We start from the raw sequence: 19634 nt of genomic DNA, 5'->3' as shown, positions 1-19634 counted from the left end.
CACGGTAGTGCGTGACGACGACCCCCGCTCTGGGTGTGGAAAGCTCAAAGCATGAACACCGGCGAGACGATCGAACTAAAAGTGACCGATGTTGCCCACGGCGGCGTATTCGTCGGACGCATCGGCGCCGAAGACGGGCGCGGTGGGCGCGTGATCTTCGTTCCCGATGCGATACCCGGTGAAACAGTTACCGTGCGTCTGAGCGACACCCGAAAGTCTTCATTCTGGCGGGGCGAGGTATTGGCCGTGACAGATGCCTCACCGCACCGTCAACCGCATGTCTGGACCGCAGCCGACCTCGACGTCGCTCCGGAAGATCGCCCCGGTGGCGCCGACTTCGGTCACATCGAGCTCTCCCACCAGCGCGAGTTGAAACTCCACGTGCTGCGCGACGCCCTGTCGCGCTTCGGCGGAATGGACGCGGAAGCGATCGCTGCAGCCACCCTGCAGCCGGCACCGGACGTGCGTGACGCTCATGGTGAGGTTGTGGCATCCGAGTCCGCTGACGGCACTGGATGGCGCACCCGTGTGAGTCTTCACGTCGATGAAGAGGGCCGTGTCGGACCATTCGCCGCACGCAGCCATCGCGTCATCAGGGTCGATTCTCTGCCTCTCGCGACGGCCGCGGTGCAGCGCGCTGCGGAGCGGCTCGAGGGTCGCACAGCGGGACGTCTAGATCTCGTGCAACCGGCGGACGACCGTGTGCGTGTGATCGCGCGCGCCGATGACGCGAAGCGCCGGCCGACAGTCGCTAAAGACCCTGCCCGTGAGGTCATCCGAGAGCGCGTCGGAGCCCGAGAATTTCTCGTGGATGCCGGTGGATTTTGGCAGGTGCATCGCCTCGCGGCATCTGCACTCGACGGACTCGTCGGTGATGCCATCGACACGCTCGCGCCGGGTGGGCTCGATCCCGAAGCGCAGCACCTTGATCTTTACGGTGGGGTGGGCTTGTTTGCAGCGGCCCTCGGTGATCGTGGTGCACGACGAATTGTGTCGGTGGAATCAGACCCACGCGCGACAGACAACGCGAGCGAGAACCTCGCGGAATGGTTGGGCGCACGGGCCGAGACCGCTCGAGTTGATCGTTGGTTGAACAACTGGAGCACCCGCGCGACGGATCGTGACCGGGAACGTGTGAACCGCGGAGTCGTTGTGCTCGATCCGCCACGCTCGGGCGCCGGTCGCGAGGTCGTCGACGCCCTAGTGTCTGCCGCACCCGCCGGAATCGTCTATGTCGCATGCGATCCGGTCGCGCTCGCGCGCGATATTTCGACCTTCCGGGCTGCCGGTTATGAACCCCGGAGCATCCGTGCAGTCGACCTCTTTCCGCACTCGCACCACATCGAGACGGTGGTCACGCTTTCGAGATAACAGCGACCGGCTAGCATGACCATATGACACGTGTCGCTCTCATCGACGACCACGAGTCGGTCCGCCTCGGTTTAGAAGCCGCAACTGCGCGTTCGGGGCTGAGCACTGTGGTTTTTTCGGGCAGCAGTGTGGCGGGGTATCTCTCGTGGCTTCGCGAGAATGAAGAGTCTCCCGCAGACGTCATCGTTCTGGATCTCACTCTCGGCGACGGTACGACCGTCACCGGAAATGTCTCTGATCTCACGGCCGCAGGATCAAGCATCATCATCCATAGCGTCGCCGATCGGCCGCATTCTGTGCGAGAAGCACTAGCCGCCGGAGCCGCCGGGATCGTGAGCAAAGCGGCACCGATCGACGACGTTGTTGCAGCGATCGGCATCGTGGGCCGCGGCCAACCGCTCGACAACGTCGAGTGGGCGAGCGCCGTCGAGGGCGACAGAGCGTTCGCGGACGCCCAGCTGTCGGCGCGAGAGCGCGATGTACTCCGCCTGTATGCGGCGGGTTTGCCTCTCAAAGCAGTGGCTGACCGGCTGGGAATTGCCTATTCGACGGCAAAAGAGAACATCACGCGCGTACGTGTGAAGTACGTCGAGGTCGGGCGTCCCGCGCCGACCAAAATCGATCTGCGACGACGCGCGATGGAAGATGGTCTGCTGCAGGAGACCGACGGGGCACCGCGCGATGAATGATCGCGACCAGGCTGTGCTCGCGGAGGCGTGGCGTTACATTCCGAGCGGAAAATCAAACGCGCCCGGTATCGGATCATTCTCACGCACACGCGTCGACCGAATGATCGCGTTTTTGATCGGTGCCACGTGCATCGTTCACGGCGCGCAAGCGTTCGGCGCTGCGATTTCGTTCATTGCACCGGTGCCGTCGATCGCCATTGTGATTAGTGTCGCCGGATTCGTGACACTACTCGCCATGATCATCGGATGCCTCGTCAACGTGCTGGCGCGCCCGCTCGCTGCAATCTTCGCCGTCACATATCTCGTGGGACTCATGTTCTGGCCGCTCTCATACACAGAACCGGTCTTGCCGAGTGCTGAGTCGCTCTGGCAGTTCTATCTCGTTGACATCTCTGTTGCTGCTGCCGTCGTTGCCTTCCGACTGTCATTGCAGTTCGTATGGGCGATTGCCGCTCCGATCATCTATGGTGCAGCTCGCATGATCATCGCAGGATTCGCACCTGAGGCTTGGCTGCCGGTCGGTTTCGAAGTCTCGTTCGCTCTCCTGCTCGGAGGCGCGCTGGTCGCCATGGCATGGGCGATTCGTTCTGCCGCCTCGAACGTCGATGCCGTACGCACCGACGCGGTTCGGTCGTATGCGGAGGCTGCGGCAGTGGACGCTGCGGAAAACGAGCGGGTAGCCGTGGCAGCGCTCATGCACGACAGCGTGTTGGGCGCGCTATTGGCCGCCGAACGTGCTGACACGCCCAGAGAACGCACACTCGCTGTCACGATGGCGCGTGAAGCGATGTCGGGGCTGGCGCACGCGGATTCGGATGATGCGGACAGTCATGATGAAAACACGACAGTAGGCGGTATCGCAGCTGAGATCGAAGGTGCCGCTCAAGAATTTGGCATTGGCATCCCGGTAGAGCGCGAGGGAGATACCGATATCGCGGTGACCGGCCGCGTGGCGCGCGTTCTAACTCTCGCGGCCATTCAGGCCGTCGCAAACGCGGTCCAGCATGCGGGTGGTGCGGGGCTGAGCGTGTCAGTTCGAGGGCGGGAAGACCCGACCGGCGTCTCTATCCTCATTACCGATGCGGGGCCGGGTTTCGACGTTGCGAAGGTTCCTGGCGATCGGCTCGGAGTGCGAGGCTCGATCATCGCGAGGGTTTCGTCGATCGGCGGGCACGCTGACATTCAGTCGAACGCCGACGGTACCGTTATCGCGATCGAATGGCAGGGTGGCGACCGGTGGTAAGCGTTCGGTTGATCCTGACCGTCATCGGGGTGGCCTTCACGGCGTACTTGGCGGCACGTGGCCTGTGGTGGACGGGAGGCGTTACTTCTCCGCCGTTGATCATTGCGTCCATCATCCTTTACGTCACGACTACGTGGTTGTGGATCTTCTGGGGAGCGCGCTCCGAGCGGGAGAGCGCCGCCGCCAGGGACGTACCTATCTGGGCAGCTGTGCTCGCCATGATCGTCGCAGTGGCTGTGCCGAACGCTTTGATGTTCGCGACTCCGGTATCAGGGCACTACGAGCCGTACGTAACGTGGGCAATCGGCGGCATCGGTGCCCTTATGACAATTCTGATGGTGCGTGGACGATGGATTTTGGCCTGGACCGGCATGGTGCTCATGGGCGGGTCCTACATGTTTTGGCTCGGACCGCTCGAGGCATTGGTCTATGGCCTCATCGGCTCGATTGTCTGGGTCGCCGTTGCCCAACTCGCCCTGATCTTTCTGGTTCGGGCGAGCCGCGACGCGCAGAAGCTCGCTGAACTTCAACAAGCAGCTTCCGCGTGGCAAGCCGCACACGCCGGTCGAGCGCAGGAGCGTCGTATGCACGTTCGTCGGGCCCTCGCTGAAGCGGGCCCGATTCTGAGCCGCACCATCGTCACGAGCGGGGAACTGACTCCGGAAGAACGGGCAGCGGCGAGGCTCGCCGAGTGGCGCTTGCGAGATGAGCTTCGCGCTGCCCGCCTCCTTGACAACGGCGTGCGAGATGCCGTCGATGATCTGCGAAAGCGCGGAGTGAACGTCATGCTGCTCGACGAGGGTGGACTCGACGGGCTGAATGATCAAGCGCTTGGCGCGATTCGCGCAGAGCTCGCCGACATCCTGCGCGGCGCGACTTCCCCCCGGCTCTACGTGCGCACCTCGCCCGACGAAACGATCGCAGTCACTGTCGTGGGGCGTGCGCCCGCGCCTCAGGGATCCGGCGACGAGGATGCCGTTGAACTGTGGCGGGAAATCCCGCACTTCCGCGAGTAACGCCCTTCGGCCTGGCGAGAGGAAGAAGGGGCGAGGGGCGGCGAAGCCGCCCGCCCCTCGCCATGTGGACAGTTACCCGAAAACCGTCCACGCCGTCGAAGTTGGCTCTACCCTGTGATGAGCAACTCGACGAGAACGCAAGAAAGCGTTCCAGCTCTTCCAGTATCCGTTGCTGTCAACGTTTGGTCTGTAGGTACTTTGGGGGACAAAGATGAGATTTTTCTCATCTTTGAATTTCTCCGCGTCAGCCGCGGGGTTCAGCCGGAGAAACGTCCCCAGCGCACGTCGCGGCGAAGCGGTTCGCGCAGAGCTCTCGCGGAAATCTCCCACGCTGAGCGCGCTGCCGCGTCATCCGCGATCGCTTCATCGGCCTCGACCGCATAGGCCTCACTGACGACAGCCATGACAGCCGCAAGTTCGGCGTCGGTTGGGTCGCCACGACGTACCTCGAGCGAGAAATCTCCGGGTGTTGTGGCATCCGCTTCGGTCATAGCGGGATGTTTCCATGCTTCTTGGGGGGAAGGCTTGCGCGCTTGCCGCGTAGAGCCCGCAGAGCCTTTGCGATCGACACGCGAGTTTGCGCTGGCTCGATGATGCTGTCGAGCTCGCCACGCTCCGCGGCAAGGAACGGGGATGCCACGTTGTACGTGTATTCGCTCGCGAGTTTGGCCCGCACGGCGGCGACGTCTTCACCTGCGGCTTCGGCGCGCTTGATTTCGCTGCGGTACAGGATGTTGACGGCGCCCTGGCCGCCCATGACCGCGATTTCGGCGGTGGGCCACGCCAGGTTGATGTCGGCCCCGAGTTGCTTCGAGCCCATGACGATGTACGCGCCACCGTACGCCTTACGCAGGATCACGGTAACGAGGGGCACAGTCGCCTCGGCGTAAGCGTAAAGAAGCTTCGCTCCGCGGCGAATGACGCCGGTCCACTCCTGGTCCGTGCCGGGCAGGTAGCCCGGCACGTCAACCAGGGTGACGATCGGAATGGAGAAAGCGTCACAGAACCGCACGAAACGGCTCGCTTTCTCGCCCGCCTCGATGTTGAGAGTTCCCGCCATCTGCGAGGGCTGGTTGGCGATGATTCCGACGCTTCGCCCTTCGATGCGACCAAAACCGATGACGATGTTCGGGGCAAAGAGCGGCTGCACTTCGATGAATTCACCGGAATCGACGATGTGCTCGATCACGGTGTGGATGTCATACGGCTGGTTTGGCGAGTCGGGAATCACCGTGTTGAGGAATCGATCAGAGTCTGTGGTTTCAAACTCAAAGCCGGACTCGTATGCGGGAATCTCCGCCATGTTGTTGTCGGGGAGATATCCGAGCAGTGTGCGCACGTAGTCGAGAGCATCGTCTTCGTCTTCAGCGAGATAGTGCGCGACACCCGACCGGGTGTTGTGCGTGTACGCACCGCCGAGCTCTTCCATGCCGACGTCTTCGCCGGTCACGGTTTTGATGACGTCGGGGCCGGTCACGAACATCTGGCTGGTCTTGTCAACCATGATGACGAAGTCCGTGAGAGCGGGAGAGTAGACCGCTCCGCCCGCCGCGGGTCCCATGATGATCGAGATCTGGGGGATGACGCCGGAAGCTGCTGTGTTGAGGCGGAAGATCTCGCCGTACTTGCCGAGGGCGACGACGCCCTCTTGGATACGTGCTCCACCTGAGTCGAGAATGCCGATGCACGGGATACCGCTTCGAAGCGCGAGCTCCATGACTTTGATGATTTTTTCGCCGGCTACTTCTCCGAGCGAGCCGCCGAAAGTCGAGAAGTCCTGAGAGTAGACAGCAACTGTGCGCCCGTGGATAGTGCCGGTTCCCGTCACGACAGAATCACCGTAGGGACGTGCCTTGTCCATGCCGAACGCGGTCGTACGATGGCGAACGTATTCATCCATCTCGACGAAAGAGCCGTGGTCGAGGAGTAGTTCGATGCGCTCGCGCGCAGTGAGCTTGCCTTTCGCGTGCTGCTTGTCGTGGGCCGTCGATTCGGCATCGACAACGGCCTCCTGGTAGCGCGCACGCAGGTCGGCGATTTTTCCGGCGGTGGTCGCGAGGTCGTAGCTGTCCGTCACGAATTCCACCCTAGCGGCGCACCGGGGCTGTGCGTTGGAGGGTACGCACAGCCATCTACATCATCCGCTGTTGGGTTCCTCCCGTGAGCTTCGAGAAGTCGGCCTTGTTGTCAACCGGATGCCGGGATCTCGAGGCGCGCGTAAGGTTTTCGCATGCCGATTCCTACCGAGGGTTATCCGCTCACCGCCGCTGTGAGCCCGCGTGTCCAGATCGTCGAAGCGACGGATTCAACAAATGCTGACGTTGTGGCCGCGGTATCCGCTGATCCTGATGCATGGCCCCACCTGTCGCTGCTCTTGACGACCGACCAGCGTGCTGGCAGAGGTCGCCTTGACCGCACGTGGACGGCTCCGGCCGGAACAGCTCTCGCCGTATCTGTCGTTCTGCGAGTGCCGGAGCTGCCGATACAGTTCCGTGGGTGGTTGCCATTGCTCTCCGGCGTCGCTATGACAACCGCAGTGCGCGCACAGCTCTCCGGCTCCGGGCACATTACGGGCCTCAAATGGCCGAACGATGTGCTTGTTGACGGCGGTAAGATCTCTGGAATTTTGGCTGAGGTCGTTCCCGGGCGCCCCGACATAGTCGTGGTCGGTGTGGGCACTAACACGAGCATGAGCGCCGTCGATCTGCCGGTCGCGACTGCAACTTCGTTCGCTGCGATGGGGGTGGACTGCAACGACGACGCGCTTCTTGCCACTTTCGTTCGGGAACTCGCGGATCACATCACACGGCTCATGGGTGCAGTCGACACCCAGGGTGCTCGCGCTGAAGTCGAATCGGTATGCACCACTATCGGTTCAGATGTTGTGGTGTCACTGCCCGATAGCACGCGGCTGTCGGGCCAGGCGACCGCGCTTGACGATGACGGCCGCCTTGTCGTGAAGACCACCGAAGGTGCCGAAGTTGCTGTTGCCGCAGGTGATGTTGTGCATGTTCGATCAACGCTTTCGGCGAGTTGACGCACCACGCTGTGGGCGTGGGAGCATCGCCTCTGGGCGTCGGCACGCCACAATAGGTGTGTGACGCAGCCGACCACCTACGGAGGGCGCCCTTTGACGCCCGCGCCCGGGGCGCCAACACCGGAGCTGAGGGTTGTTCGGGTGCGAGGGCACGCGCGTCGGCTGTTCTGGGCCGTACTCATTTTGTTCGCTGTTGCCGCAGCGACGGGGTATTTCTATAACAATCTCCCGGATCCCTACGAAAACTGGATGCTCCTCACCGCCGCAGCCGTCGTGATCTTCATCCTGGTGCTCTTGCCATTTCTTGTGTGGTGGTCGCACACATACACAGTGACGACGCGACGCGTGATTGAACGGTCGGGCATCGTCCGCCGGAAATATCGCGAGCTTATGCACGTGCGGGGTTACACCGTCACGCAGCGGCGCGGCATCCTGCAGCGTATGTGGCGCACCGGCACTCTTACTCTCGCGAACGGCGTCGACGATGCCATCGTCATCCGCAATATTCCGGGTGTGGCCCTCGTCCACGAAGCGCTCGTCGATCAGGTTGAGGTCAATCAGATTCTCGCTCACCGTGACGGTCAGCGTCTGGGAACCGGCGATGTGCCCTCGGCGGGCCCTCGCCCAGCACTGCCTTAGACCTTGCATAGGTCGTCACGCGCGGCATGCGAGAGAATGAGGCCGACGGAAGGAAAACCCATGTCTTTGCGAATCGGTGTTGTCGGCGGCGGGCAGCTGGCTCGGATGATGATCGCTCCGGCGTCCGAACTTGGTGTCGAGATCCGGGTGCTCGCAGAACAGACCGGAATGTCAGCTGAGCTCGCGGCATCTGCGGTCGGTGATTACCACGATGTTGAGACAGTGCTTGAATTCGCGCGCGATGTTGACGTTGTGACTTTCGATCATGAACACGTTCCGCAGTCGGTGCTTCACGCCCTGGTTGATGCTGGCGTCGCGGTGCATCCGGGGCCGGACGCTCTGCAGTTCGCGCAAGACAAATTGGTTATGCGCGCCCGCCTTGCCGAGCTCGGGATGCCGCAGCCCGAATGGGCAGCCGTGACGAATGCCGTCGAGCTGCAGGAGTTTCTCGATGCCAACGGTGGGCGCGCTGTCGTGAAGACTCCGCGCGGCGGGTACGACGGTAAAGGCGTGCGCGTCGTCAGCGCTGCGACCGAAGCTGAAGACTGGTTCACGGCTCTTGCAGAGGATGCGCGAGGTGGCGCTCTGCTTGCGGAGGAGCTCGTCGACTTTTCGCGCGAACTCGCCCAGCAGGTGGCACGTCGACCGTCGGGTGAAATGCGGGTATATCCGGTCGTCCAGACTGTGCAACAGGACGGCGTCTGCGCCGAGGTGATAGCCCCGGCGCCCGGCGCGAATGAAAGGCTGTTGGAGGCTGCAGCGCAGTTGGGTGTAGAGATCGCTGCCGGACTAGGGGTCACAGGGATGCTTGCCGTCGAGCTTTTTGAAACGGCGGATGAGCGCATCCTGGTCAACGAGCTCGCCATGCGTCCGCACAACAGCGGACACTGGAGCCAGGACGGTGCCGTCACAAGTCAGTTCGAGCAGCACGTGCGATCGGTGCTTGATCTGCCGCTCGGCGATACGTCACCGCGCGAGGAATGGTCCGTGATGGTGAATATTCTTGGCGGGCCGAAATCGGGCGGGCTCGAGGACCGGTTTGCACAGGTGATGACAGCTCATCCGGATGCCAAGATTCATACATACGGCAAGGCGCCGCGGCCCGGCCGGAAGGTCGGTCATGTGAACGTTGCTGGGTCTGACATCGATGACGCTGTCTACACCGCTCGCGCCGCGGCATCCCTTTTCACTGACTAGCGTCTGGGAGGGGATCGACCCGCCGTCGACGCCTGGTGCGCGTGCCGTTGCGGGGATCTTCCAGCCACGACCCCTAGCCTGGAGGAGTGACTGAGCCGCTGCACGCTTCCTCCGCCCCGCTCGTCGGCGTCGTAATGGGATCCGATTCCGATTGGCGAGTGATGAAGGCGGCATCCGAGGCTCTCACCGAACTTGCCATCGCGCACGAGGTTGAAGTCGTATCGGCGCATCGGACTCCAGACAAGCTTCTTCGTTATGGCCGCGATGCGCGATCACGCGGCATCCGAGTGATCATCGCGGGCGCCGGGGGAGCCGCGCACCTGCCGGGTATGCTCGCGTCGGTAACCTCGCTTCCGGTTATCGGAGTTCCCGTCCCGCTGGCGTATCTCGACGGCATGGATTCGCTTTTGAGTATCGTGCAGATGCCTGCAGGCATTCCCGTGGCAACGGTATCGATCGGCGGCGCGAAAAACGCAGGGCTTCTCGCGGCTCGCATTCTTGGCGTGAGCGACGACGAGCTCGGCGACCGAATCGAAGCGTACGCGCGCGAGCTCGAAGCGGCTGTCGAGGCGAAGAACACGCGCCTGAAAGGATCACTGTGAGCGTTGCGAGCCCCGCGCGTTCAACCTCGCGTGCGAGCACGCCCGATCTCGTAAATCCGTTTCCGATGCGCTATCCCAACTCATCGTCACGTCAAGTCATGACTCGACGCGGATGGTGGCTGGTTATTCTCAACTTCTTAATCCCAGGTTCTGCGCAGGCAGCGGCCGGTAGTCGGAAGCTCGCACGAATCGGTCTCTTCGCCACACTTCTGATGTGGGCGCTTGTCGTGCTCGTGGCGATTACAGCGCTGCTCTGGCGTTCAGTTTTGTTCACCCTTGGCACCAACTGGTTCGTTCTGCTGCTGGTGCAGGGCCTTTGTCTGGCCTACGCCGCGCTTTGGATTGTGCTCACTATCGACACGCTCAGGATTGTGCGCCTCGTAAAAGCAAAGCCCTTTGCCCGATTCGGAATCGTTGCCCTTGCGGCGATACTCGTTCTCGCGTCCAGCGGCGGCGCCGCATATGCAGCGAATGCTGCAGGGGCCACACGCGGTGCCATCGTCGACATTTTCGGATCATCAGCACCCGCCGTACCGCCGAGTGACGGCTACTACAACATTCTGGTTCTCGGCGCCGACAGCGGCGAAGGACGCGACTCGATGCGCTTTGACAGCATTTCGGTCGTCTCCGTGAACGCCGATACCGGGGCCGTCACGATCACGGGACTTCCGCGAGACATGGGACACTTTCCGTTCGCGGCCGGACCCATGCAAGACCTCTATCCCGACGGCCACACGGGTTACTCAGATCCGGTGTGCGGGTGGGGGAGCGGACTCAACCAGCTCCGTACTGAGGTTGAGGTATGCCGCGATGGTGCAGCGCTTTATCCGGATGCGAAAGACAACGGGTCGGAGCCCGGAGTCGAGGCAACCAAAGATGCTGCGGAAGGCATACTCGGCATCGAGATTCCGTATTACGTTTTCATCGACATGGATGGTTTCGCCGCGTTGATCGATGCTCTCGGCGGGGTCGACATCAATGTCACCGAGCGCCTCCCCGAAGGCGGCGGTCCCGCCTACGAGGGACAGCCCGCCGAGGACTGGGCAATCGGGTGGATCGAAGTCGGGCAGCAGCACATGGACGGCAATACGGCGCAGTGGTATGCGCGGTCACGCTATACGACGAGCGACTGGGACCGGATGCAGCGTCAGCGCGAGTTGCAAGAGGCCATGCTCGCTCAGTTCACCCCTGAGAACGTGCTCTCGAGGTTCCAAGACATCGTCGCCGCTGGTACACATCTCGTCGAGACAGATGTGCCACAGTCACTGCTGCCGACGCTCGCCGAGCTCGCTGTCGACGCCAAGTCGCAGCCCGTCACGACGATCGAGTTGACACCCGAAGCGAACAACATCGATCAGGATGACCCTGACATCGATCACATCCATGAGTTGATGCAAACAACGCTTCATCCGCCGTCGGCCACGCCAACTCCTTCAGACTGATAACGATCTCGCACCTGGCGTGGTGGCATCCGGGTTGCACCCATCTCGCGAGATTACGCTCGAAGGATGACCGCGACACTACGGGTCGTTCTCGACCAGCTCACCACCCCGACCGACGCTAATCTTGCGATGGCCGAGAGTGAACTTGCGCGCGCGCTCGTGGAGACAGCGCCTCGAGGATGCGTCGTTTCGGCGATCGTTCCTGCGAACCATGCCGACGAGGCAGAGCGCCTAATTCCCGGGTTGAAGGATGTGGCCCAGTCGACTCTTGCGCGTCGCGAGCTCACCGCCGCCTGGCAGCTCGGTGTCGCACCTCGCCTCGGTGGCGGGCTTATTCATGCCGCGTCGTTGGCTGCTCCTCTGGTCAAGCACGACCGCGTACACAACCATGATCAGACGGTTGTGACGCTGTGGGATCTCACTCCCTGGCTCGGTGGAGAGGGAATGTCGAAGCCCGCTCTCATGTGGCATCGCGCAATGCTCAAGCGCGCCGAACGACACGCGGATGCTGTCATCGTTCCCACTCACACGATGGCCGAGCAGTTGCGTGAACTGTCGCGCTTGGGATCCCGCGTGCGGGTGATCTCGGGAGCCGCACCCGAAGGATTCGCCGTGCCGACAGATGCGGTGGGTCGCCGCCGCACGCTTGAGCTTCCTGAAGAGCACATTCTCGTGGCTCCCGGTTCACCGGCAGAACTTCGCACCGCGTTCGCCGCGGTCGTGGATGCCGGTATCGAATTGCCGGTAGTAGTTCTCGATCAGGCAGAGGGCCGCGAACCAGCTGTAGTCGACATCGCGGTATCGGCGGGCCTTGTCGCCTCCCGCGTCCATGTGAGGTCGATGCTTGACGTTGCGGATCGGGCCGCTGCGCTGGCATCCGCGAGGGCCATGGTGGCGCCGTCGAGTGCCAGCGCATTCCCGTGGCGTGTTCTTGAGGCACTCCGACTTGGTGTGCCCGTTGTAGCTGCGGCATCCGAAGTGCATAAAGAGGTGCTGTTCGACGGCGGTTTGGTCGCCGAGGACGAGAACGCATTCGGTGAGTCACTCGCACAAGTCATGGGGTCGGATGCCTCGCACCGCCGCTTCGCCGTCATGGCTGCGGATCGCGGTCGCGGCTTCTCATGGCGCGTTGCTGCCGAGAGTGTGTGGGCCCTTCACGCTGAGCTTTAGGAGAGCGTCGCCTTCTGGATGGCGATATTTTTCCGGCTAGAACGCTCCGATTAGCGTCCTTATGGCGAACGTTTTCGCCGCATCGTTGGTGCTCACAGGCAACTTCAGTCACACTATTCACATGAGACGCTCATTGTTCTCCCGGTCGGGCGCGCGCGCCGGCGTGGCGAGCCTAGCCAGTTTGGCCGTTGTGGTCGGCATGTTAGTTGCCGTCGCGCAGCCAGCGACGGCCGCCGAAGTCGAGACAACAGCCGTCAACTCAACGGCCAGTTCGCTCGACGTCGAGGCGGGGACGGCTGTCTCAAGCGACATCACGAAGAGCGCAGATCTTTCCAAGTTCAACGCCGGAAACATCATCAGCGACGCCCAGTTCTTCGACTCGGGCACGATGACAGAAGCGCAGATCCAGTCGTTCTTGGAGAAGAAGGTTTCTTCTTGCCGGAGCGGCTACACCTGCCTCAAAGACTGGTATGACACGTCGCGAACGACCACAGCGAGTGCCATGTGCGGCGCCTACAGCGGAGGCGTGCGCGAGCGAGCATCGCGCATCATCTACAAGGTGGCGAAAGCCTGTGGCATCAACCCGCAGGTTCTGCTTGTGATGCTCGAAAAAGAACAGGGTCTTGTCAGCCACGTGTGGCCGAGCGAATTCCGCTACACAATCGCTATGGGGCAGGGTTGCCCGGATACCGCCGCGTGTGACACGCAGTACTACGGTTTTTTCAACCAGGTCTATGGTGCTGCTCGACAGATGAAGATCTACACCGTCTATCCGAATTCGTTCACATACCGAGCAGGTCAGACGAACACGATCTATTGGCACCCGAACGCGTCGTGTGGAACCTCGAACGTCTACATCGAGAACCAAGCGACCGCGAACCTTTACATTTACACGCCCTACCGCCCGAATGCCGCGGCATTGAACGCCGGCTACGGCACAGGCGACGGATGCTCGTCGTACGGCAACCGAAACTTCTATCAATACTTCACCGACTGGTTCGGGGCGCCGGTGGTGAGTGATCCGTGTGCGCAACCTGCGGCAGTGTCTTCGGCGAAGAAGGCCTACGTCGTAAGTGCTGGCACGTTGAATGCGCGAACCGCGCCGTCTACATTGTGCTCGAAGAACGCGACCGCGCTGTCATCGGGCACGATTGTGCAGGCCGTCGGGGCTGTCGATGGATGGCTGAAGATTCGCTGGCTAGACCAAGACCGTTGGATCTCACGCGACTATGTAAGGTACGCAACGCAAGACGAGAAGTACTGTGCTGTTCCCGGAAATGTCACCAGCGCAACGAAGGTGTACGTCGTTACGGAAGATTTCACGGGCCGTATCGTGCCCAATTCTTCCTGTGCAACAGATCCGCAGCCCCTCGAGAATGGTGCGATTCTCCAAGCGACTGATGTGAACTCAGATCGTGATTGGATCAATCTCTCTCTCGAAACTGGCGAAACCTGGGTGGCGCGGTCGTCCCTGCGCGCGGCTTCATCAGGTGAAGCCGCCTGTGCCGTCGCGACTGATGTGGGCAACGCCTCTCTGTCGTACGTTGTCAATGCGGGTGGTACGACGGCACGCAGCGCGCCGAATTCGAAGTGCAGTATTAACTCGACGGCGTTGACGGCGGGGATCGTGGTGACGGCCTCCGCGGTGAGTTCAGACCGCAAGTGGGTGCGTGTCAACGTCGGCGGTTCGTACGCGTGGATATTGCGTTCCGACACAACAAGGGCTTCGTCATCCGCAGTGTGTTCAATTCCTGCCGAAGCTTCATCGGCGTCGAAGGTCTATGTCCTGACTGAAACGGTTGTTGCGCGGGCGGCGCCCAATTCTGACTGCTCGATATCCCAAACGTCGTTGTCGGCGGGGACTGTTGTGCAGGCTGTGGGTGTTGTTGATGGCTGGTTGAAGGTTCAGCTTGAGGGCGGGGATGTGTGGATTCCGCGTTCTGGTACTGCGTATGCGACGTCTGCTCAGGCGGCGTGTGCGGTTCCTGGTGGCGTGGGTTCGGCGCGTCAGACGTATGTTGTGGGTGAGGCGGGGACGACGGGTCGTTCGGCGCCTAATTCCGGGTGTGCGTCGGGTGCGGTCGATGTATCTGCTGGGACGATCGTTACGGGTGTGGGTGTGAACTCGTCCCGTGATTGGTTGAAGGTTGAGATCGATGGGCGCGGGGTGTGGCTGAGCAGGTCAGACCTTACGGCTGCTACGACGACGGACCTCACCTGTAAGGAGCCGTCGGGCTATTCCGCTGCGAAGAAGGCATACGTCGTGCAGTCGGGCACGGTGCTTGGACGCACGGCGCCTTCGTTTGCGTGTGGTGAAGGTGCGGTCTCGTTGTCGGCGGGGACTGTTGTGCAGGCTGTGGGTGTTGTTGATGGCTGGTTGAAGGTTCAGCTTGAGGGCGGGGATGTGTGGATTCCGCGTTCTGGTACTGCGTATGCGACGTCTGCTCAGGCGGCGTGTGCGGTTCCTGGTGGCGTGGGTTCGGCGCGTCAGACGTATGTTGTGGGTGAGGCGGGGACGACGGGTCGTTCGGCGCCTAATTCCGGGTGTGCGTCGGGTGCGGTCGATGTATCTGCTGGGACGATCGTTACGGGTGTGGGTGTGAACTCGTCCCGTGATTGGTTGAAGGTTGAGATCGATGGGCGCGGGGTGTGGCTGAGCAGGTCAGACCTTACGGCTGCTACGACGACGGACCTCACCTGTAAGGAGCCGTCGGGCTATTCCGCTGCGAAGAAGGCATACGTCGTGCAGTCGGGCACGGTGCTTGGACGCACGGCGCCTTCGTTTGCGTGTGGTGAAGGTGCGGTCTCGTTGTCGGCGGGGACTGTTGTGCAGGCTGTGGGTGTTGTTGATGGCTGGTTGAAGGTTCAGCTTGAGGGCGGGGATGTGTGGATTCCGCGTTCTGGTACTGCGTATGCGACGTCTGCTCAGGCGGCGTGTGCGGTTCCTGGTGGCGTGGGTTCGGCGCGTCAGACGTATGTTGTGGGTGAGGCGGGGACGACGGGTCGTTCGGCGCCTAATTCCGGGTGTGCGTCGGGTGCGGTCGATGTATCTGCTGGGACGATCGTTACGGGTGTGGGTGTGAACTCGTCCCGTGATTGGTTGAAGGTTGAGATCGATGGGCGCGGGGTGTGGCTCGACCGAAGCGACCTGACGCGTAAACCCTGAGTCGGACCCAGGCTTCGGTGACTGATGCGGGATAAGATGAGCCGACCCCGGCACCTGTCATGGTGCAATCTTCACTCGTAAGGCAAGAACACCCGTGACTCTGCTTGATCTCAGCGATTACGACGTCCCCGGACGCGGTCGCGGCCTCGTCGATGTATTCCGCCGCGGGTTTCTCCTGCGTTTGCTTGTTCGAAAAGGCACTGCAACTCGATACCGCAACTCGGTGCTCGGCTGGACGTGGTCGTATGTCAAACCAGCATCACAGTTTCTCGTCTACTACTTCGTCATGGGGATCATCCTCGGGCTGCACGGCGACGTTCAGAATTTCCCGATCTATCTTTTTTCGGGCGTAGTGATAATCAACCTCTTCAACGAGGCCTTTGGTAACGCCACGTCGGCGATTGTCGACAATGGCTCGCTCGTGCGCAAGATATATCTGCCGCGCGAGATGTTTCCTGTCGCATCGATCATCGTGGCGCTGATTCACTTCCTGCCGCAGGTCGCCATCCTGTTAGCTGTGTGTCTTGCTGTCGGGTGGACCCCGACGCTTATGGGTCTCGTTGCCGTGCTGGCCGGTGCAGTTCTTGTCGTCGCATTTGCGCTTGGCATGGGATTGTTCTTCGCGGGCATCAACGTTCGCTTCCGAGATGCGCAGAACTTTGTCGAGATCATCCGCATGTTCTCGACGTGGACTTCACCCGTGCTTTACGTGTGGCCGCTCGTGCAGGCTGCGCTGCCGTCCTGGGCGTTCCATATCTTTATGTGTAACCCGCTAACGATTGCCGTTGAACTCTTCCACGTAGGGTTCTGGGGTGCCACCACGACGGACAGCCACGGGTTGCCTCCGCATTTTGCGGTTTACTCGGCCGTGGCCGTGTTCATCACCGTCGTGATGCTCGTGGTCGGCCAGTTCGCGTTCCGTCGCTTTGAACGATCTTTTGCTCAGGACCTGTGATGAAGAAAAATGCTTCCATCGTGGCAACAGTCACGCATCCCTCAATTGTTGTCGACCGAGTATCGAAGGTTTTCCTTAAACGAAACTCTCACTCGTTCAAAGAAGCGTTCATTGGATGGATCCGCGGCAAAAAGGTCAAAGCGGATGTCTTCACCGCCCTCGATGACGTCAGTTTTCAGGTCGGGGAGGGCGAGGCTGTGGCTGTTCTGGGTCTCAACGGATCCGGAAAGTCAACGACACTGAAACTGGTTTCGGGTGTACTTGAACCCGATGGCGGCAAGGTCTTAACACGGGGACGGATCGCTGGGCTCATCGAAGTGGGCGCTGGTTTCCACCCAGACCTATCGGGCCGAGAGAACGTCTACCTCAACGGTGCCATCCTCGGAATGGGTAAGCGAGAGATCGATGAGCGATTTGACGATATCGTCGCTTTCTCGGAGATCGGTGAATTCATCGATCAGGAGGTTAAGCATTACTCGTCAGGTATGTTTATGCGGCTTGCTTTTTCGGTTGCCATTCATGTCGACGCTGACATTTTGCTCGTCGACGAAGTGCTCTCAGTTGGGGACGCCCCGTTTCGCGCTAAGTGTGCTGCCAAAATCAAAGAGCTCATCGCCAGCGGAATTACGATGCTTGTCGTCAGCCACGACATGAATATGATTCAAGAGCTGTGTGCTCGTGGGATCGTGATTTCAAAGGGCAAGAAGATTTTTGACGGGCCTGCTGTCGAAGCCGTGGAGTTCTTGAAGAGCTAGCAGCGTTGCTCGCCGCGGCGAGTTGGCAAGGTTAGCGTCGTTTCAACCATTGTTTGAGGCGATTCCAGAACGAAGCGTCGACGATCTCGTGCCGGATTCCGGCCTCTACGTCGACGAAGCGTTGATCGATGAACTTCGTCAGGTAAAGCACTAGCCCGAGCCCTTCGTTCTCGGTGTACTTGCGCAACTCGGAATCGCGAATACGCGCATCAAATCGATCGTGGTCTCGGCCCGCGCCGGTCACGCTGTTGCTTTCGGCACCGCTCGTGTCGCTGCGCTGGTGCCAGTACGCAAGGGCTTGATCTGACAGGTATTCGAGAGGCCCGCGGGCCAGTACTCGCAGATTGAAAGCCCAGTCACCGATGACAGGCAACTTGTCGTCGTAGAGTCCTAATTCGGCGTGCAGCTCACGGCGGTAGAGGAACCCGATGGGAACGAACCTGTTGAAGAGCAGTGCGTCGGTAAGAAGAAGGTCTTGGAGGTGGCCTTGGAAAATCTCTCGACGTTCGACCGAGAACGAATCTCCGTCGCGGCTCTCCCACAGGATTTCCGTCCGCGCAACGACACCGTCGCGCTCAGTGTGCTGCGAGAGGTAGGAGGTCGCGCGGTCGAGGAACTCAGGATGCCACGAGTCGTCGTCGTCGTGCAGCACGAGCAGTGGAGCAGTCGTCCCGAGTACTCCCGCGTTTGCGCTCTTCCACCGTCCGCGTGATTCCTCGTGGTTGAGAATGCGAATGCGGGGATCATCTGAGGTAGCCGCTGAGGCGAGCACCAGCTCGACCTGCTTAATATCGCCACCGTCGTTGACGACTACACATTCCCAGTCAGTGAACGACTGCGACTGAATGCTGTTGATCGCGCGTCGCAAAAAATGCGGACGGTCTTTCGTGCGTACGACGATCGCAACTTGTGGGGTTGTCACGAAACATCCCGTCGCACGCTTTCGAGATAACCGACGAGGCTTTGGTGCGCGTCTGCAGTTCCGACACCGGCCGCCTGCGCTTTGGCCAAGCTCAGCACGCTATTGCGGGGTCGCTGCGCGACAGGTGCCGTCGAGTTCGCAAAATACTCTTCTGTTGAAACGGCGCTCACGCGCTCAGGGTCATGACCGTTCAGGCGATAGACATCGCGAGCGATGTCGTACCAAGAGCCAGGCGTGCCTGCCCCGGTCACGTTATAAATTCCGTAGGGTGCACCTGAGGCGCACAATTTGCTGATGGCGGACGCAATGTCGCTCGTGAAGGTGAGGCGTCCGACTTGGTCGTTGACGACTTTGGGGTCGATGCCTTTTTCGGCGAGGCGAGCCATTGTGCTGATGAAGTTGTTTCCGTCGCCGATAACCCAGCTTGTGCGGAGGATGTAGTGGCGGGGGACGGTCTGGGCGATCGCGTCGCCGGCTGCTTTGGTTTGCCCGTAGACGCCGAGGGGGGAGATGGGGTCTTCTTCGGTGTATTCACCGGTCTTTGTGCCGTCGAAGACGTAGTCGCTGGAGACGTGTACGAGGGTGATGCCGTGTCGGGTCGCGGTTTCTGCGAGGGCGGTGAGCCCTGTGACGTTCGCGGCCCACGCGTGGGTGCGCCCCTCGGGGGTTTCTGCGGTATCGACAGCGGTGTAGGCGGCGGCGTTGATGATGGTGTCGTAGTCCCGCCACCGGCGTGCTGCGGCAAGCCCCGGGGCGGTGATGTCGAGCGTGTCGCGGGTGGTGTATTCCACCGAGGGGTTCTCGCCGTATTCGGCTCGGAGTGCTCGGCCGAGTTGCCCATTCGCCCCGATGATGAGGGTTTTTTTCGGGGGTATCGGGGTGACGTCGCTCAGGCGGGGGTGGTTTTTATCTTTCGCGCTGATTTCTACCTGGTCGAGGGGGATGGGCCAGGTGATGCCCACTGTCTCGTCGGCGAGGTTCAGGAACGAGTACGACGCGGCGGGCGACCAGTGGTCGTTGACGAGGTACGTGTACGCGGTGTCGGGTTCCAGAGTCTGATAGGAGTTGCCTACGCCGCGGGGAACATAGATTGCTTTTGAGGGGTCGAGTTCTGTGGTGAACACGGCGCCGAAGGTGTCGCCTTCGCGGAGGTCGACCCACGCGCCGAAGATGCGTCCGGTGGCGACGGAGACGAATTTGTCCCACGGTTCCGCGTGGATGCCTCGGGTCGTGCCGACCGCGTCGTTGAAGGAGATGTTGTTCTGCACGGGCCCGAAATCTTCTAGGCCTGCCGCAGTCATCTTCTCGTGCTGCCAGTTCTCTTTGAACCACCCGCGACTGTCGCCGTGGACCGGGAGATCGAAGAGGAACAGCCCGGGGATCGTGGTTTCGGTCCGCGCGAGTGCTTTACCAAACTCCGTTGCCATCGA

Annotated in this window: 17 protein-coding genes; 13 read left to right on the top strand and 4 right to left on the bottom strand. The window is 61.2% G+C overall.

Annotation, left to right across the window (positions count from 1 at the left end; all coding sequences use genetic code 11):
* The first annotated feature begins 51 nt into the window (after positions 1–51).
* From G6N83_RS03110 to G6N83_RS03095, 4 genes are read left to right on the top strand one after another with little or no spacing between them, the layout of a single operon-like run.
* Entirely contained in the window at positions 52–1371 is a 1320-nt protein-coding gene (locus G6N83_RS03110; protein ID WP_165139189.1) for a class I SAM-dependent RNA methyltransferase, read from the top strand.
* A 23-nt stretch (positions 1372–1394) separates the two neighbouring features.
* A complete protein-coding gene (locus G6N83_RS03105; RefSeq protein WP_165139187.1) occupies positions 1395–2060 on the top strand; it encodes a response regulator transcription factor in 666 nt (221 codons plus the stop codon).
* A complete protein-coding gene (locus tag G6N83_RS03100; protein ID WP_241246266.1) occupies positions 2053–3303 on the top strand; it encodes a sensor histidine kinase in 1251 nt (416 codons plus the stop codon). The genes G6N83_RS03105 and G6N83_RS03100 overlap by 8 nt, the downstream gene beginning before the upstream one ends.
* Before the next feature lie 8 nt (positions 3304–3311).
* A complete protein-coding gene (locus G6N83_RS03095) occupies positions 3312–4319 on the top strand; it encodes a hypothetical protein (protein ID WP_241246265.1) in 1008 nt (335 codons plus the stop codon).
* 257 nt (positions 4320–4576) lie between these two features.
* Here the strand turns inward: G6N83_RS03095 and G6N83_RS03090 are convergent, their stop codons facing one another.
* Positions 4577–4810: an acyl-CoA carboxylase subunit epsilon gene (locus G6N83_RS03090; protein ID WP_165139183.1), complete on the bottom strand. Its 234-nt coding sequence runs from the start codon at positions 4808–4810 to the stop codon at positions 4577–4579.
* Positions 4807–6396: an acyl-CoA carboxylase subunit beta gene (locus G6N83_RS03085; protein WP_165139181.1), complete on the bottom strand. Its 1590-nt coding sequence runs from the start codon at positions 6394–6396 to the stop codon at positions 4807–4809. Before G6N83_RS03085 ends, G6N83_RS03090 begins: the two co-directional genes overlap by 4 nt.
* A gap of 153 nt (positions 6397–6549) precedes the next feature.
* Between G6N83_RS03085 and G6N83_RS03080 the strand changes: the two genes are divergently transcribed.
* The 9 genes from G6N83_RS03080 (at position 6550) to G6N83_RS03040 (ending at position 17282) form a co-directional block, all read left to right on the top strand.
* Positions 6550–7356: a biotin--[acetyl-CoA-carboxylase] ligase gene (locus G6N83_RS03080; protein ID WP_165139179.1), complete on the top strand. Its 807-nt coding sequence runs from the start codon at positions 6550–6552 to the stop codon at positions 7354–7356.
* Between the two features lie 60 nt (positions 7357–7416).
* The gene (locus tag G6N83_RS03075) at positions 7417–7995 is read left to right on the top strand and encodes a PH domain-containing protein (protein WP_165139177.1); all 579 of its coding nucleotides are present in this window, start codon (positions 7417–7419) and stop codon (positions 7993–7995) included.
* 36 nt (positions 7996–8031) lie between these two features.
* Positions 8032–9192, top strand: coding sequence for a 5-(carboxyamino)imidazole ribonucleotide synthase (locus tag G6N83_RS03070; protein ID WP_165139175.1), 1161 nt, complete (start codon positions 8032–8034; stop codon positions 9190–9192).
* 134 nt (positions 9193–9326) lie between these two features.
* Positions 9327–9794, top strand: coding sequence for a 5-(carboxyamino)imidazole ribonucleotide mutase (gene purE, locus G6N83_RS03065; RefSeq protein WP_165143071.1), 468 nt, complete (start codon positions 9327–9329; stop codon positions 9792–9794).
* On the top strand, positions 9791–11236 hold the full coding sequence (locus tag G6N83_RS03060) for an LCP family protein (RefSeq protein WP_165139173.1): 1446 nt from the start codon (positions 9791–9793) through the stop codon (positions 11234–11236). The genes purE and G6N83_RS03060 overlap by 4 nt, the downstream gene beginning before the upstream one ends.
* 66 nt (positions 11237–11302) lie before the next feature.
* Positions 11303–12406 (top strand): glycosyltransferase, encoded by a 1104-nt coding sequence (locus G6N83_RS03055; RefSeq protein WP_165139171.1) that lies wholly within the window; start codon positions 11303–11305, stop codon positions 12404–12406.
* Positions 12407–12527: 121 nt separating this feature from the next.
* Positions 12528–15572, top strand: a complete 3045-nt coding sequence (locus tag G6N83_RS03050) for a hypothetical protein (protein ID WP_165139169.1) — start codon at positions 12528–12530, stop codon at positions 15570–15572.
* A 94-nt stretch (positions 15573–15666) separates the two neighbouring features.
* A complete protein-coding gene (locus G6N83_RS03045) occupies positions 15667–16527 on the top strand; it encodes an ABC transporter permease (protein ID WP_183408447.1) in 861 nt (286 codons plus the stop codon).
* A 20-nt stretch (positions 16528–16547) separates the two neighbouring features.
* On the top strand, positions 16548–17282 hold the full coding sequence (locus G6N83_RS03040) for an ABC transporter ATP-binding protein (protein ID WP_241246263.1): 735 nt from the start codon (positions 16548–16550) through the stop codon (positions 17280–17282).
* 31 nt (positions 17283–17313) lie between these two features.
* Here G6N83_RS03040 and G6N83_RS03035 read toward each other — a convergent pair whose 3' ends face one another.
* Both G6N83_RS03035 and G6N83_RS03030 read right to left on the bottom strand, forming a co-directional pair.
* Positions 17314–18204, bottom strand: coding sequence for a glycosyltransferase family 2 protein (locus G6N83_RS03035; protein WP_165139165.1), 891 nt, complete (start codon positions 18202–18204; stop codon positions 17314–17316).
* Positions 18201–19631, bottom strand: coding sequence for a sugar nucleotide-binding protein (locus G6N83_RS03030; protein ID WP_165139163.1), 1431 nt, complete (start codon positions 19629–19631; stop codon positions 18201–18203). The genes G6N83_RS03035 and G6N83_RS03030 overlap by 4 nt, the downstream gene beginning before the upstream one ends.
* Between the last annotated feature and the right edge of the window lie 3 nt (positions 19632–19634).

Origin of the sequence: Microbacterium endophyticum, from assembly GCF_011047135.1 — a bacterium.
Classification (GTDB): domain Bacteria; phylum Actinomycetota; class Actinomycetes; order Actinomycetales; family Microbacteriaceae; genus Microbacterium; species Microbacterium endophyticum.
Note: the sequence above shows the minus strand (reverse complement) of the source record. Positions and strands in the feature narration are given on the sequence as shown.